Genomic DNA, 16,748 nt, shown 5'->3' with positions numbered 1-16,748 from the left:
TTTAATAACAAGAGGCATTCAAGCTAAAAATACAATAGTCAAACATAGCAGAGATGGGAATGAGTATCCAACAAATAATTTTCATGGTGCTGTCGTTCGTAGCGCTGGTATCAGCTCTGGGCGTGGTATTGAGTAAAAATCCGGTATCCAGTGTATTGTGTCTGATCATTACGTTCTTCGCAATCGCGGGTCATTATATTCTGCTCAATGCTCAGTTTCTGGCAGTAGTGCATATCATCGTTTATGCGGGAGCCATCATGGTATTGTTCCTTTATGTAATGATGCTGATGAACCTGAACGCGGAAGTAGAACCACAGAAACGGAACTGGTTGAAATATGCGGGCGCTATCAGTGGCGGTGCATTACTGGTAGTTCTGGTAGCTGCATTACGTGATGCCAGCATGCCTGCGTTAAGCGACAATGCTGCAGAAGTAGGATTGATCCATAACCTCGGTAAATTGTTATTTACCCAGTACGTGGTTCCATTTGAAGTAAGTAGCATCCTGTTTCTGAGTGCAATGGTAGGTGCTGTCGTAATTGGTAAAAAAGACTGATCCTTTACAGGTCAGCATAATTCGTAACTCGTAATTCATTTTTATGCCTGTTCAATATTACATATTCCTGAGTATCGCCCTGTTTTGCATTGGTGTGATGGGAGTACTGATGCGCAGAAATGCCATCATCATCTTTATGTGCATAGAGCTGATGTTAAACGCGGTAAATCTGCTGCTGGTAGCATTTTCTAAAATGTGGGCAGATGCCGGAAGGGTAGATGCTGGATCAGCACAGTTGTTCGTATTCTTTATTATGGTGGTAGCTGCTGCGGAAGTAGCCGTAGGTCTGGCTGTCATCACCATGGTCTACAGAAATACACACTCGGTAGATATTAACATTCTTAACAGGCTGAAAAATTAATAATTCTCATCCTTCATAATTATTAATTATTTCGACGTCGTAAATAGAATTGATAAATGATTAATCTAGTTTGGCTGGTACCATTTTTACCATTATTAGGTTTCCTGGTGAATGGATTGGGACGCAGATTTTTATCCAAGTCCCTCGTAGGGTTTGTTGGAAGCAGTACGGTGTTGGCTGCCTTTGTGGTGAGCTTATTGATATTTTTCCAGGTAAAAGCGCCGGGATTCACTCCTCAGACAGTTTCCCTGTTTGATTTCATTTCTGTTGGATCTCTTCATATCCCATTTGCCTTCCAGGTAGATCAGCTGAGCGCTTTATTCCTCCTGATTATTACTGGAGTAGGTACCCTGATTCATATTTACTCTACTTCTTACATGCATGATGAAAGTAATGAAGGCTTTGCCAGATACTTTGCGTATCTCAACCTCTTCGTATTTTCTATGCTGATACTTGTACTTGGCGCTAACTATGTGATGATGTTTATCGGATGGGAAGGTGTTGGTCTTTGCTCATATCTCCTCATCGGTTTCTGGTTTAAAAACACCAGCTATAACAATGCTGCTAAGAAAGCATTTATAATGAACCGTATTGGTGACCTTGGATTCCTGCTGGGTATCTTCTTCATCATTACACAATTTGGCACTGTTTCTTTCCCTGAAGTTTTTGCGAAAGCAGCGCCACTAGGCATGAATTCTCCAGTGCTGATCGCGATTGCAGCATTCCTCTTCATCGGCGCTACCGGTAAATCGGCTCAAATTCCGCTGTATACCTGGTTACCTGATGCGATGGCGGGTCCTACGCCTGTATCGGCCCTGATCCACGCTGCTACCATGGTTACTGCAGGTATCTATATGATCGCTCGTAGCAATATCATATATACACTTGCTCCTTGCATTCAATCAGTTGTTGCCATCATTGGTTTGGCTACTGCTTTGTTTGCAGCTACTATTGCACTCAAACAAAACGATATCAAGAAAGTACTGGCCTACTCCACAGTAAGCCAGCTGGGTTATATGTTCCTGGCACTGGGCGTTGGCGCTTATGGTGCTGCAGTTTTCCACGTAATGACACACGCATTCTTTAAGGCGTTGTTGTTCCTCGGTTCTGGTTCTGTTATCCATGCAATGGGTGGCGAACAGGATATCCGTAAAATGGGAGGACTGAAAAAGTATATGCCTACTACTCACTGGACATTCCTTGTTGGCTGCCTGGCAATCGCCGGTATCCCTGGATTTTCGGGCTTCTTCTCGAAAGATGAGATCCTCGCCAGTGCGTTTGGTGTGAATATCTCTTATTATGTATTAGGCCTGCTTGGTGCGCTGATGACAGCGTTCTATATGTTCCGCCTTTATTATATCACTTTTGCTGGTCAGTTCCGTGGTACACACGAACAAGAACATCACCTGCATGAGAGCCCTGCTGCGATGACCATTCCATTGGTTATCCTGGGAATCCTCTCTATCGTTGGTGGTTATGTAGGAATGCCTGAAGTTTTTGGTACCAAGAATTTACTGGCAGAATACCTGGAACCAATTTTTGCGCCTTCTGCTCCATTTGCAGTGGCTCATCACCTGGAACACAGTACTGAGTTGATTTTGATGGTACTGAGCAGTGTTCTGGTTATTGCCATGATACTGTTTGCCCGTCAGAAATTCAACAACTACCAGGATACAGGTGCTGAAAACACTGGTTTTGCAAAAGTATTGGAGAACAAATGGTATGTTGATGAAATATATGATGCCGTTATCGTACGTCCATTATACGAACTGTCTCGTTTCTTCCGTGATACAATCGAAAAGTCCGGAATAGACAGACTGGTAAATGGTGTAGGGCGCGGTGTTAAATGGGGAAGTCAGCAAATCCGTCTTATCCAGACCGGTAATGTTGGTTTCTACATCTTTGCCATGGTCATCGGTATGATCGTATTATTTGTGATCGGATTCTTATTATAAACCAATAGCAGAAGTTACAAGCGCAGATAAATTATGTTGACAGTTTTATTAATATTGATTCCTTTCATAGCGGGCCTTATCGCATTTGGCCTGAAGGGATCCGGGCCGAAAATGCTGGCGATGGTAGCATCTCTGGCAACACTGGCTACAGCAGTTGGTGCATGGTGCAGTTTCCGTACAGCACCTCAAAGTTTGAGCTTTGTTGCTAACTGGATTCCCCAGCTAGGAAGTCAATTCAAAGTAGGGTTAGATGGAATGGGCATGATGCTCTGTTTACTTACAGCGATTGCCTTTCTGCTTGTTTACATTACCATCTTTAACCGCGACACCGAAAGGTCCAGCAGCTTTTATGGTTTAATGTTATTATCACAGGCCGGATTAACAGGTGTATTCACCGCTTATGATGCCCTGTTGTTTTACATATTCTGGGAACTGGCATTAATCCCTGTTTACTTCCTCTGCTCTATGTGGGGTGGTGAAAAGCGTATAGCCGTTACCTTTAAGTTTTTTGTTTACACTTTCCTAGGCTCCCTGTTAATGTTGGTAGGTATCATCTACCTGTATTCACAAAGCCCTGATCATAGCTTCAGCTGGGAATCATTCACTGCTTTACATCTGAGCGCTGATCAGCAAAACTGGCTCTTTTGGTTGTTTTTTGTGGCTTTTGCCATTAAAATGCCGATTTTTCCTTTCCATACCTGGCAGCCGGATACTTACGAACAGTCTCCTACTCCGGTAACAATGATCCTTTCTGGTATCATGGTGAAAATGGGTTTGTTCGGTATCATCCGCTGGTTGGTACCTGTATTGCCTGAAGGTGCAAAAATGTGGTCAGATGTTGCCATCGTTCTCTCTATCATCGGTATCGTATATGCTTCTTGCATTGCGATGGTACAGAGCGACTTCAAACGCCTGATCGCTTACTCTTCCATCGCCCACATCGGTTTGATGTGCGCTGCTATCTTCTCCAGAACGGAACAAGGTATGCAAGGCGTACTATTACAGATGTTCAACCATGGTATCAACATCATCGGCATGTGGATAATCGTTGAAATTATCCAGAACCGACTGAAAGTGAAAAACCTGGACGAACTGGGTGGTATCGCACAGAAAGCGCCTCGTATGGCTACATTCCTGGTAATTATAAGTCTTGCTAACATCGGTTTACCACTGACCAACGGTTTCGTAGGTGAGTTCCTGATGTTCAGCGGCCTTTTCCAATATAACCACTGGTTTATGGCAGTTGCTGGTCTGGGTATCATCCTGGCCGCAGTATATACACTGAATATGATCCAGAAGGTAATATTCGGTAATGGAAATGCATTAACGGAAACGACTACCGACTTACAGCCTGGTGAAACACTGGCCTTAAGCCTGGTTGTTGCCATCATCCTGGTCCTGGGTGTTTATCCAAAACCAATCCTGGATCTGGTGAGCAGCACAACAGAGTTAGTTCTTAAATTTTAATCGGGGTTTTGTAACGCAAAAATATGAACGCACTAATTTCTACTGCTTTATCGGGCGTTGTTCTGATGTTTGTCGGTTTATTTGTACGCAACAAGCAGCATATTAAATTTTTTGCCATCGCGGCCGTTATCATATGTCTTATTGCCGATCTGGCACTGTTACCTACAGTGCAGCTGGGAGGTTACATCATGTATGGTATGATAGAAGTATCCAGGTTCAGTGTCATCTTCAACGCTGTAGCTTTAGGTGCCACCTTGTTATACTTCCTGTTGTCTGGCAGCGAGTTTGAGAAAGTAGGAGAACATGTGGCTGATTACTTCGCACTGATATTCTTTATACTCTCTGGTATTATGCTGGCATCCAGCTTCAGCAACCTGCTGATGTTGTTCCTGGCCATTGAGATATTGTCAATTCCACAGTATATCCTGGCTGGTGCTGACAAGAAAAGTCTGAAAGGTAATGAGGCTTCGCTGAAATACCTGCTGACAGGTTCTTTCACTACTGGTGTATTGCTGATGGGTATTGCGCTGATCTATGGTGCTGCCGGAACCTTTGATATCACTGCTTTAGGCCTTGGCGCAGATGAAATCCATCCGCTGTCCTTATGTGGTATCATCCTGGTAGCTTTCTCCTTGTCTTTCAAAGTATCTGCAGCTCCTTTCCACTTCTGGACGCCAGATGTATACGATGGTTCACCAACCGTATTTACATCTTTCATGGCTACGGTGGTGAAAGCAGGAGGTTTTGTAGCCTTTGTTCGCCTGTTCCATACAGCTTTCAGCGGCGGCGCTATCAGCCAGCACTGGATGCTGATCCTGTCTATCATCACTGCACTGACACTGATCATCGGTAACTTTACCGCTGTATTCCAACAGAGCGTGAAGCGTATGCTGGCCTACTCCAGTATCGCGCAGGCCGGATTCATGCTGTTCGCAGTAATTGCTAACAACCAGATGGCAGCTTCAGGTATCATCCTTTATGCAGCAGCTTACAGCATCGCTACTATCGGCGTATTTGCTGTGCTGATGCGCATGAAAAAAGATTATACTTTCGATGGATTCAATGGACTGGCACGTAAAGAGCCACTGATGGCCTTCGCAGTAACTGTTTGTCTGCTTTCACTGGCAGGTATCCCTGGAACTGCAGGGTTCTTCGCTAAATACTTTGTATTAGCAGCTGCTATTCAGCAAGGGCACTTACTTTGGTTGGTTATCCTCGCTGTATTGTGTGCCGCTATCAGCGTGTACTACTACTTCCGCGTAATCATCGCTATGTACTTCAAACAAGGCGAACCTGAAGTAGAACCAGTTTCCGGTGGTTTCAAAGCTGCCCTGATCCTGACAATTATCCTTGTGTTGGCACTGGGTATCTGCCCAAGCCTCTTGATAGGTTGCCTTTAATCACAAAGTGAAATATAATTAAGAACGGCCTCTACTCAGTAGAGGCCGTTCTCATTTTCCGACCAACCATTCATCCCAAATAAGATTAGGTAGAATGCATTATTATATTAACTTTACTATTAACCCGTAATTATGCAATCCCGAGATATCTTTCAACTGGCATATCGTTCTGTAAGCGGAAATAAACTCCGAACCGGTTTAACCGTAGCAATCATCGCGCTGGGTATCATGGTACTTGTTGGTATCCTTACTGCTATCGACAGTATGAAGAGCAGTATTTACAGCAGCTTTGCCATGATGGGAGCCAATAGCTTTTCTATCAGGAACAGGGACGTGCAGGTGAGGATGGGAAATGACAATGAAAGTGCCTCAAAAGGCAACAAAAACCAGAAAAAGGTTAAAAAATCAAACAGCAATAAAGTTATCTCCTACCAGGATGCTGTCGCTTTCAAGGAAAGATATCATTTCCCGGCAGATGTTTCTATCAACTTCCGCGCTACTGGTATAGCCACTGTGTATAAAGATGATAAGAAAACTAATCCCAATGTGACGGTTATCGGAGGAGATGAAAACTACCTGGCCATTTCTAACTATGAAGTAGCACAAGGTCGCAATTTTAATAACCTGGACGTTGCCTCTGGCCGAAATGTGGCTATTCTTGGGAAGGATGTCGCCGAAAAACTCTTCGGCAAAAAAATGAAGAACATCGTCAACAATACCATCAGGGTGGGAGATGTGCGATACCGTGTAATTGGTGTGCTGGCCTCCAAAGGTAGCAGTAACCTGATGAGTGCTGATAATGTCGTTATTACTACGGTCAACAATACACGAAGAATATTTAATCGACCTTCAGCCTCTTATCAGATTGGTATTGCAGTAAGAAATATTACACAGATGGAGCCTGCACAGGGCGAAGCAATCGGCATATTCCGTGTGGTCCGTGGCCTGTCGCTGAACGAAGAAGATAACTTCGTTATCAGCAAAAGCGATAGTATCGCAGAAATGCTCTTCTCCAGTTTAAGTAAAGTAAACCTCTTCGCCATAGCTATCGCATTTATTACCCTCTTCGGCTCTGCTATTGGTTTGATGAATATCATGTTGGTATCTGTGGCAGAACGAACCCGCGAAATCGGTGTTACCAAAGCCTTAGGAGCCACCAGTAAAGTAGTACGTAAGCAATTCCTCTATGAAGCTATTATCATCAGTCTGATGGGGGGCGTCATCGGCGTTATTGCTGGTATGCTGCTGGGCAACATTGTATCTATCATTTTTAAATCTTCCTTTATCATTCCTTGGCTCTGGATCCTGATCGGCGTTAGCATCTGCGCGTTGGTAGGACTGATATCCGGTATTTATCCAGCTATTAAGGCATCTAAACTGGATCCTATCATCGCACTGCGCTACGAATAGCAGATTACTTTTTCGGATTTCTTTTTTATATCTTGTTCGTTACCTAAAACGAGCAGATATGCCACTCCTCATTGTAATCGCGGCCATTTTACTGTTAGTAGTTCTGGTTACCTGGTGTAAACTGAATACATTCCTTTCTTTCCTGATCGTGTCTATCCTCATGGGACTGGCACTGCATATGAACATTTCTGCTATTACCCAATCTATACAAACAGGTATAGGTAAAACACTGGGATCACTGATTGTCGTAATTGTATTTGGTGCAATGTTAGGGAAGCTGGTTGCGGAAAGCGGCGCGGCGCAAAGGATTGCGGGTGGACTGATGCAATTACTCGGCCCAAAATATGTACAATGGTCGTTGATGATTACCGGCTTTATTGTTGGTATTCCGCTGTTTTACAATATTGGATTTGTGTTGATGGTGCCGCTGATCTTTACGGTGGCCTCACGTACAGGCTTGCCTGCGGTATATCTTGGTATTCCTATGTTGGCTTCGCTGTCGGTAACACATGGATATCTTCCCCCACATCCTTCTCCCACTGCATTGGTAACTTATTTCCATGCAAGCATGGGCATGACACTACTCTATGGCATGATGCTGGCCATTCCTGCAATAGTGCTTGCAGGTCCGGTTTTTAGCCGTTTTCTGAAAGGATATAAGAATGTTCCTTCCCAACTCTTTGCGGCAAAGGAACTGCCTGAAAATGAAATTCCAGGTATGATACCCAGCTTGTTTGCTGCCATGTTACCGGTATTGCTGCTGGCATTTACTGCATTGGCAAAGCTATGGCTGCACGAACATTCAACAGGTTATGAAATAGCTATATGGCTTGGCGATCCATTGATCGTAATGTTGCTGGCCGTTTTAAATGGCATCTTCCTGCTAGGACTCCGCAGGAAAATGCCAATGAAAAAAGTCATGGGCATTATGGACGACGCCGTGAAAGATGTGGCTGTCATCATTCTTATCATCGGTGGCTCAGGTGCGCTTACGCAATTGTTAAATGATAGCAAGGTCAGTGATTATATTACGGCTACCATCATGGCGCAACATCTTCATCCGTTGGTGCTTGCCTGGGGTATCGCAGCAATTATCCGGGTATGTATAGGATCTGCTACTGTAGCTGGTTTGACAACTGCTGCCATCGTTGCGCCCGTAGTAAGTACCGCAGGGGTAAATCCCAATTTGATGGTGCTGGCAACCGGCGCAGGAAGCCTCATGTTTTCACATGTGAACGATGCCGGTTTCTGGATGTTTAAAGAATACTTTAACTTGACAGTGAAAGATACGATCAAGACATGGTCCGTGATGGAAACGATCGTTTCAGTAACCGGACTGTTAGGCGCATTGCTCTTAAGCTTGTTTGTTTAATTGTAAGGATTCCTATTTAAATATTTGTTACATGGAATGGTTTGAATTAAAGAATGTAGAGCAGGTAGATTCTCCTGCATTAATCATCTATAAGGAAAGAATTACAGAGAATATAAATCTGTTGAAAACAATGATTGACGATGTGAAACGGTTACGCCCACACGTCAAAACAAATAAAATTACAGAAGTAGTTTCCCTGATGATAGCAGCTGGCATAGAGAAGTTCAAATGCGCCACCATCGCGGAAGCTGAGATGTGCGCCCTGGCAAAAGCCCCGGACGTTCTGCTGGCCTATCAGCCTGTCGGGCCCAAAGTAATAAGACTGGTAGAATTAGTGCAGAAATATCCTGACACTATGTTCAGCTGCCTGGTAGATAACATGGATGCAGCAAAAAGTATCAGCGATCAGTTTGCAGCTATTGGCAGAAAAGTAAAAGTATATGTAGATCTAAACGTCGGTATGAACCGCACGGGTATCAAACCTGGCAGGCATGCGTTGGCATTATATCAGCAGTTACAACAGCTGCCGGGTATCAACGCTATCGGATTTCATGCCTACGATGGTCATATCCATGATACGGACATGGCTACACGCACCCAACGCTGCAACGAGGCCTATGAGCCGGTGCACCAATTGGTAGTAGATGCGGTTATTAGCGGATTGCCAGCCCCGATTATTGTTGCTGGCGGCTCGCCGACCTTCCCGATTCATGCGCAGCGCAAAAATATTGAATGTAGCCCAGGCACCTTTGTTTTCTGGGATTTTGGCTATGCCAGAAATCTACCTGAACAACCTTTTAAATATGCAGCCCTTGTACTTAGCAGGGTTGTCTCTGTAATTGATGAACAGCTTATATGCCTTGACCTGGGTCATAAATCTGTTGCTGCCGAAAATCCGCAGCCACGGGTGGATTACCTGAATATTCCTGATGCAACGATCGTTTCTCAAAGCGAGGAGCATCTGGTGCTGAAAGTGAAGGATAGCAGCAAGTTTCCAGTGGGCACTGTATGTTATGGTGTGCCTTTGCATGTTTGTCCTACGGTGGCCCTATACGAAAAAGCCTATGTAGCGGAAGAGCAGGATGTAGTGGCTACCTGGAAGGTAATTGCCCGCGACAGACAAATCATCATCTGATATATCTGAATATTTGGTAAATTTATATAGCGTTTAAGGGCTATATAAATTTACCATCTTATGGATAATGTTGTATCCCGCATAATTGCTTTCAACAAAGGACGTTTGCCAGAAATGTTACAGTTGAAGTATGCGGCAATGAGAGAAAATCCTTTTCGTTTTTTCAGAGGCTCCTGCCATCTTTTTTATGAAGATATTCCCGCCGATAGCGTTTTGTTAAAATCCCCCATGGCATGGATTTGTGGCGACCTTCACCTGGAGAACTTCGGAAGCTACAAAGCTGATAATCACATCCCATATTTTGATATCAATGATTTTGATGAATCTATTCTGGCGCCATGCCTGGTAGATCCGGCACGCCTGCTATGCAGTGTGCTGGTAGCTTCAGATGTATTGGGAATTAATGCTGTCGGTGCTAAAGAATTGTATAACATCTTTATGGATGCTTATACGGATACCTTAGAAGCTGGTTATATAAGATCTTTAGAAAAGCAGGCTGCTACAGGTATTATCAAGCAATTTCTTGATACGGTTAAGAACAGAAGTCATGAAGCTTTTATGAGCAAGCGTATGTACTTCAAAGATAAGAAGCCGAAAATTACAATAGATGGCGTCAAAACCGTTAAGGTGCCTGGAGAAGAGAAACGCGCTGTGAAAGTCGCACTGCAACAGTATATGGACGCCACACCCAAGTTGAAGAAAATAACGATAATGGATGTTGCTTATCGTATAGCCGGTACCGGTAGTTTGGGCGGTTATCGGTATATACTATTGGTGACGTATAAAAATATACCAGGGCAATACTACCTACTGGACTTAAAAGAGGCACTACCATCCTGTATCTTACAGTTTCACAAGTTCAAACAGCCCAATTGGAAAGATGAAGCAAACAGAGTGACAGAAGTGCAGAAACGTATACAGGCTGCATCTCCGGCATTGTTGCGTAATGTAGATATCCTGGAAAAACATTTTATTTTAAAATCATTACAGCCTTCGGCAGATAAATTAAATTTTCAGTTATTCAGCGGGAAGATACCTGCGTTGGAAGAAATATTATCGACCATGGGTCAGATATGTGCCTGGGATTGTTTGAGGTCGGGAGGCCGCCAGGGATCAGCAATTGCGGATGATCTGATTGCATTTGCAAAAACGGCTAAAACGTGGAAACCACTATTGTTTGATTATGTGAAATCTTATGCAGCACAAGTTAACAAGGATTACAAAGTATTCGCTGCTGCCTATGATAAGAAAAAGCTGCCATCCTGAAATTCAGGATGACAGCAGTTTTAAGTTATTTCGCGTAATTATATACTTTCAGATTATCAATCTCACCATTAAATGCGTTTGCTGTAGCGCCTATCATTTGTAAAGGGAAAATGAGTGTCTGCATTTTTGCGATTTTATCTTTTGTATTGGAGAAACTAATTTTCTCATCCTGTAAACGTTGTACCAGTTTACCATTTACAAAAAGAGAGGTGCCTTTATTATTTCCTGCAATTTCTATATGTGTCCAGGTATTGGTTGGTACAACATAATCAAAGAAATAGTGATAACCTTCTCTTGAGAAACCTAGTTTTCCAGAAGAGCCTTGTTTTAATGTAAATACGCTATGCGGGCCGGAGAATATCACTGCATTCGCAGCATTATTCTCTGATGGCTTGATATCAAAACTTATGGTGTAGTCGTATCCAACCTCGTTTATTGGCGTGGTGATATAACTATTGCCGCCGTTGAGTTTCAGTGTTTTTGATACTTTTGCGTTGTTGATTTTTACAGCATTTCTGTTGTTTCCACTAATGTCATTCGCTTTGCCATTTTCGAAGGAATATGAAAGTATTAAGGAATCCTTACTAGTATATTTTCCTCTTAGGTTAAGTCCAGGTCCTTCACTAATCTGGTGGCTGTAGCGTATATAGTTTTCGTAATTGCTGTTAGCAGTATGACCTGCCCACATTTTTTCGGCGAGTACCTGCATGGCTGGAAATACGCGATCATGAACATCTTCCTGGGTAATGCCATTGCCGCAATGGTCATTCCATTCAGCAAATGCACCTCCTTTGATTTTTGGATGGCCATAAGGAAAAGTTACATTGCCGATCATGTTAGGCTCCCATTTCTCATAGATGCCTTTGATATCGAGGTAGTCGTGGTAATAGCCTGCTGCTGGCACGATGTATAACCAATCATCTGGAGTGCTGATCAAGTCATATCCCTGGCGGACCATGTCTTTTGGTTCTGCGTAACCATTGTACCAGGCATTCATCGTAACACCAGTTGATTTCACAGGCGTATTACCTTTTGCATGTGTCAGTGATCCCCACATCCTTACTTTTTTACCATAGGCTTCTACGAATTTTATTAAATGGTCTGTAAATGCCCTGAATTTCTCTGATTCATCTTTTGAATACTCATCAGTGCCAATGTGTACTTCAGCGCCTTTAAAGACAGGATTCGGGCCTTCCAGATATTCTTTAAACACATTATCTATCATCTCCCAGGAAACAGGTTCCAGGTTGAGATGATCACGACCATATTTATTACTGCCCACTTCAGGCTTAGCCTTGCTGAATGCCAGCGAATGTGCAGGAACATCTATTTCAGGAATGATAGTTACCGCCATGCTATCGGCAAGCGATTGTAAATCGATAAACTGTTTTTTGGTGTAGAATCCGTCTTTGGCGGTAAGTCCTGGATAGGTCGTGTTTTCTAGGCGAAATGCGGAATAAGTACTATCCCAGTTATTCCCAAAGAATTTCACAAAGCCATTATCGTTCAGGTGAATGTGGAAATCATTCATTTTGTAGTAAGCCATGAACTTTACATAGTTCCTTACAAACTCCAACGTGAATAATTTTCTGCCATCATCCAATACAAAACTTCTGATCGCATATTTAGGGTAGTCACGGGTAATTCCTTTTCGTATATTCTTATGCGTTATATCTTGCTCTAATAGTTGCAAGATAGTACGGGTAGCCCAGAATGCACCTTGTTGGTGCGTGGCCTGGATATTGATCTGATCATCTATCTGCATTAGATATCCTTCTTTACCCAAACTCTTATCGGCAGTATTTAATGTTAGGTAGATATCACCCTTAGCCGGTTTTCCAACAATAATTTTATGTAAGCGGCTGTGAGTAAAGGTTTGCAAATCTTGCAGGAAGACGTTCGCTCCTGGACTTAACACTTTCGCATAAGCCGGATCAAGGACGATATTGGTAGTTGCGTTTAAAGTGTAAATGCCTGACTGGCTATGCCATTCGCGCAATGCAGGAATAACAGTAGGTTGATCTGCCTCCTGTTTACCAAACTTGCCCGGAACAGTGAGTTGCTGTGGCGCATCCATTTCCGCGCCGTCTTGTGTACGGCGTAGTACGAAATATAAATTTACCGTGGCATCATTCAGCGGTGTAGTAATCTGTCCCAGACTATCAATCACCGGATTCCTATCACTGCCTTTGAGCAGCAGCTGATATCCTGCGGGAGCAGCAGGTATAATAATTTTTCCTTGTCCACTTTGTGGTATCGTAATAGGCGCAATGGATTTCACTGCTTGTGCAAACACAGCAGAATCTGGTATTTGCTGTGCGCTGGAAATAGCAGGCAGCAACATTGCCGGCAATAACAGGCGGAGGTTTTCTTTAAGCGATTTCATATTTGCGGATTGTTCACTGATAAAAAAAACCTTCACACTAAAGGTGAAGGTTTGATTATCATACAAATTAGGCAATTATGCCCAATTCTAATAGTAAAGTTGCGTAAGTACATTCGTCGCGTCGGGCGCTGTTGGCTTCAGATCTTGAAACGCAGTATACTGTATATCCGACAGCAATGGTTTTAGCCGGTTATTTAAACCATTTTGCATACTGTTGATTTTCGACTTGTATGCCTTTTCATTAGTGACTTTCAGCGATTGTATATTACTTTTTTGCTGCAGATAATTAGTCACAATTGTGAGCAACTTCGGCTTTTGTGTTTCGCTCAGTTGCAGTGATTTATCAAGTTTGCTGATAATCGATGACGCAGTCCCTTCAATGTTCATGGTCGGGTTCTGAGCCAGTGCAAATTGTCCAGCTGTGATGAGGATAAGCAATAAGGTGAATAACTTTTTCATGTGATGGGATTAAAGATGAAATGCTTTATTAAGTTACAAAAAAAAGTCATGTCGCCAAATGGTTACTGCATCACTAATTTCACGTAGGAAGATTGTGTATTTCCTTCTTCGTCGATGGTGATATATTGACAGAGGATTGTTTTAGGATCTACCCATTTGGTTTCTGTTGGCCCCCACTTTTCGAGGTTGGCTTCTCCTTTATAAACGATGCTGTCTTTGTTGATATCATACCATTGAAAACCGTTAGGCATAAAGGCCGCCACCAGGTCCATGGAAGCGCAGAGTAAATGTTTTTTATCTGGTGAGAAGATGGGTTCGGCCCAGATATGCAGTGTATCGCCATTACGGGTATCTACCAGCAGATAATCCTGTGATTCGTAGTAGTAAACGATTACGCCTTTCCTATGAATTTCAGGGTAGTTACTTACATACAGATAATGTGCGAAGGTATCTGTGGTATCACTTTCACTGTCGTTGTCTGTGAGCGTTAATGTTTTACCGTTTTCGAGTCTGAACTGTAGGCTTGGGCCATTGCGTTTCACGCTGGTATCGCGACTTAGCGCCAGTGCTTCACTGGTATCGATAGGTTGCGCTTTGAATTTTTCGAATACAGCAGAGTCGATGGTGTAAACTAAAAATTTTTTGTTGGCCAGTTCAAGTGTGTCTATTGGTTCTTCAGAAGTGGCGGGTACATCTGCAAATACAATACCCGTAGAATCGGCAACAGGTTCTTTCGTTTTACGCTGACCGCAGCTGGTGAGTATACAGGCAACAGCAATCAGATAAATCAGGTTTTTGTACATATACTTTTTAAAATTTCTGATCTGCAAAAGTAAGTAATAGAAATTATGATATGGTTAGATGATTATCCGGGTAATCTGCTTCCGTCGGTATCGGATAATGTTGGGTATAACAGGAATCCGCAAATAATCCCGCTGATAAATCCTGAAATATGCGCCACATTATCTATTTCTCCAACAAAAAAAGCAGCAATGATATTGAGTCCTACAAACAATGCGATAAATACCAGGAAAGGAATACGCGTTGTTGTTTTGAACAGCGGTGTGGTTAACAGCGCCAGGAAAGCGCCATACACTCCAAAAATAGCTCCTGAGGCTCCTACTGCCACTACATCCCGATGAAACCAGATGCTGGCATAGTCTGCGATCAGGCCAGTGCTAAAATAGATGATGCATAATTTAGGCCCTCTGACTACCGGCTCCAGAAACAGCCCTGCGATGAGGAGGCCTAGCATATTGGTGATCAGATGCCATATCCCTGCGTGCAAAAACATACTGGTGAATAAGCGCCAATATTCCTGCTGTTGTACGGTAAACGGCCAGTAATTAGCGCCGGCATGCAATAAGTCATCCGGGTTGCCCCACAGAAAATCATGTCCTCTGACAGCGATAACCACAAATACGATGGTATTAATGGTTATCAACGCCAGTGTTACAGGCATGTTTTTAAGGTGCTTACTGGTTTGCATTCACGATAAGTTACGAAAAAATCAGGTAATTATTATGCTGCTATCAGTAAGCGATATAGTAAATGCTGGTTTATTCGTACTGATAATCTACTGTTGTTTGCAGTTGAGATTTCAGTCGTGTGTAGCCCTCTGTGTTTACAAATACCTTTGCGCTTTTCGGATAGCCATTGCTGTTATATGCATAGATATATTGGACGGTGGTCGTTCTGCTGAAATGGGATACGCTGTTACCTGCTACTGTTTGTTGATTTTCCTTTAATCGCACTAGTGACGGGTTATTTTGGCTGATATGAAGCATGAGATTGCATAAATCAGGCAGCGGCGCCTCTGGGTGGCATTGTGGCAAGGAATCCGTCAGTAATAACTGGTTAGCGAGATCTCTCATCGGGTTACGGGAAAAGTCCCATTCATAATGAGAGCTGGTAAAATAGATGGTAGTGTCGTTGCCATCAGCTGTTTTATCTTCTTTTATATTTTTCCACTCGGCATTGCCTTCTATATAATTCCAGGTAGTGGCTTGCTGGGACTGAGAGCATTTGAGCGATAAAGGCTGGTTATTGAGCCATCGTACTTGTGCTGTCTGTACTTTCTGGTGGTCTTTATTGAAGAAGTCGACCTGACGGATATTACCGTTGAGGTCCCAGTCTGTAACGGTAGCTGTTTGTGTAGTGATGCTTTGTTTGCCGATCTGCTGTTGGTATACCATTCCCGTAATGCGACTAAACTTATCATAATCAAATTTTACAGTATTGGTATCGGAGGCATTCACATAACGTGTGATGGTGGTGAGTAGGCCTTTTTCATTGTATTTAAAAGCCAGTGCCGGCATTTCTTCGCCGCGGATGGTAATGGCCTGCAAGCGTTGAGTGGTGAATTTGCCTCGCTGCGAGTTACATGCGGTGATGAATACAGGCAGGAGGAGGGCGATAAAGTATTTCATGAATGGGCGGATATATGCCCTGAAAATAATAAAATAGTTAGGTAGGGGCAAAAAAAAATCCTCTCCCGTTACCAGGAGAGGAAATCTCTTTTCGGTGAAACCGAATATTACTCAGCTACAACTTCAAATTCCATTTCAGTTTCGTTGCCTTTACCGAAATCCAGACGAGCTTTGTAAGTACCTAATTCTTTCACATCATCGATGATGTGGATACGGCGACGGTCAATTTCGTAACCTTTCTGTTCTTTAATTGCGCGAGCAATCTGAACACCAGTAACGCTACCGAAGATTTTACCGGAAGTACCGGTTTTAGCGCCGATCTTAACAGGAGAAGCTTTCAGAACTTCCACCACTTTAGCGATTTCTGCCAGCAGTTTCTCTTCTTTCACTTTCTGTACTTTCAGGCGCTCCTGCAGTTGTTTCAGGTTAGAAGGACTAGCTTCTACCGCAAACTTCTGAGGGATCAGGAAATTCCTGGCGTAACCATTCTTTACGGAAACCAGTTCATTCTTCTGACCCAGGTTGTCAACGTCTTGTATTAAAATAATTTGCAT

Annotated in this window: 15 protein-coding genes; 9 read left to right on the top strand and 6 right to left on the bottom strand. The window is 43.2% G+C overall.

From position 1 onward, the window contains the following. Window positions 1-59 precede the first annotated feature (59 nt). From ACE38W_RS08025 to ACE38W_RS07985, 9 genes are all read left to right on the top strand, one after another. Window positions 60-554 carry an NADH-quinone oxidoreductase subunit J gene (locus tag ACE38W_RS08025; protein ID WP_375829925.1) on the top strand — a complete coding sequence of 165 codons (495 nt, stop codon included), beginning with the start codon at window positions 60-62 and terminating at the stop codon, window positions 552-554. Window positions 555-597: 43 nt separating this feature from the next. Continuing rightward, on the top strand, window positions 598-915 hold the full coding sequence (gene nuoK, locus ACE38W_RS08020; RefSeq protein ID WP_167015542.1) for an NADH-quinone oxidoreductase subunit NuoK: 318 nt from the start codon (window positions 598-600) through the stop codon (window positions 913-915). Window positions 916-971: 56 nt separating this feature from the next. Further along, entirely contained in the window at window positions 972-2,870 is a 1,899-nt protein-coding gene (nuoL, locus tag ACE38W_RS08015; RefSeq protein ID WP_375829923.1) for an NADH-quinone oxidoreductase subunit L, read from the top strand. A 33-nt stretch (window positions 2,871-2,903) separates the two neighbouring features. Continuing rightward, complete coding sequence (locus tag ACE38W_RS08010; RefSeq protein ID WP_375829922.1) at window positions 2,904-4,337, top strand: NuoM family protein; 1,434 nt, start codon at window positions 2,904-2,906, stop codon at window positions 4,335-4,337. Between the two features lie 23 nt (window positions 4,338-4,360). After that, on the top strand, window positions 4,361-5,737 hold the full coding sequence (locus tag ACE38W_RS08005; protein WP_375829920.1) for an NADH-quinone oxidoreductase subunit N: 1,377 nt from the start codon (window positions 4,361-4,363) through the stop codon (window positions 5,735-5,737). 132 nt (window positions 5,738-5,869) lie between these two features. After that, complete coding sequence (locus tag ACE38W_RS08000) at window positions 5,870-7,147, top strand: ABC transporter permease (protein ID WP_375829919.1); 1,278 nt, start codon at window positions 5,870-5,872, stop codon at window positions 7,145-7,147. A 58-nt stretch (window positions 7,148-7,205) separates the two neighbouring features. Next, the gene (locus tag ACE38W_RS07995) at window positions 7,206-8,519 is read left to right on the top strand and encodes a gluconate:H+ symporter (RefSeq protein ID WP_375829918.1); all 1,314 of its coding nucleotides are present in this window, start codon (window positions 7,206-7,208) and stop codon (window positions 8,517-8,519) included. A 31-nt stretch (window positions 8,520-8,550) separates the two neighbouring features. After that, window positions 8,551-9,654 (top strand): D-TA family PLP-dependent enzyme, encoded by a 1,104-nt coding sequence (locus ACE38W_RS07990; protein WP_375829917.1) that lies wholly within the window; start codon window positions 8,551-8,553, stop codon window positions 9,652-9,654. A gap of 60 nt (window positions 9,655-9,714) precedes the next feature. Further along, window positions 9,715-10,920 carry a DUF2252 domain-containing protein gene (locus ACE38W_RS07985; RefSeq protein WP_375829915.1) on the top strand — a complete coding sequence of 402 codons (1,206 nt, stop codon included), beginning with the start codon at window positions 9,715-9,717 and terminating at the stop codon, window positions 10,918-10,920. Window positions 10,921-10,945: 25 nt separating this feature from the next. On the opposite strand, the gene ACE38W_RS07980 is transcribed toward ACE38W_RS07985, so the two are convergent. The 6 genes from ACE38W_RS07980 to rplI all read right to left on the bottom strand — a co-directional run bounded on the left by ACE38W_RS07980 (window position 10,946) and on the right by rplI (window position 16,748). Next, entirely contained in the window at window positions 10,946-13,306 is a 2,361-nt protein-coding gene (locus ACE38W_RS07980; RefSeq protein WP_375829914.1) for a family 20 glycosylhydrolase, read from the bottom strand. Between the two features lie 87 nt (window positions 13,307-13,393). Beyond that, window positions 13,394-13,765 (bottom strand): hypothetical protein, encoded by a 372-nt coding sequence (locus tag ACE38W_RS07975; RefSeq protein ID WP_375829912.1) that lies wholly within the window; start codon window positions 13,763-13,765, stop codon window positions 13,394-13,396. Between the two features lie 62 nt (window positions 13,766-13,827). Then, complete coding sequence (locus tag ACE38W_RS07970; RefSeq protein WP_375829911.1) at window positions 13,828-14,568, bottom strand: hypothetical protein; 741 nt, start codon at window positions 14,566-14,568, stop codon at window positions 13,828-13,830. Between the two features lie 62 nt (window positions 14,569-14,630). Further along, window positions 14,631-15,254, bottom strand: coding sequence for a rhomboid family intramembrane serine protease (locus ACE38W_RS07965; protein WP_375829909.1), 624 nt, complete (start codon window positions 15,252-15,254; stop codon window positions 14,631-14,633). Window positions 15,255-15,324: 70 nt separating this feature from the next. After that, complete coding sequence (locus ACE38W_RS07960; protein WP_375829908.1) at window positions 15,325-16,194, bottom strand: hypothetical protein; 870 nt, start codon at window positions 16,192-16,194, stop codon at window positions 15,325-15,327. 107 nt (window positions 16,195-16,301) lie between these two features. Beyond that, window positions 16,302-16,748 carry a 50S ribosomal protein L9 gene (gene rplI, locus ACE38W_RS07955; RefSeq protein ID WP_375829907.1) on the bottom strand — a complete coding sequence of 149 codons (447 nt, stop codon included), beginning with the start codon at window positions 16,746-16,748 and terminating at the stop codon, window positions 16,302-16,304.

This window comes from Chitinophaga sp. Hz27, assembly GCF_042263525.1.
GTDB lineage: Bacteria > Bacteroidota > Bacteroidia > Chitinophagales > Chitinophagaceae > Chitinophaga.
This window is presented reverse-complemented; position numbering and strand designations above follow the sequence as displayed.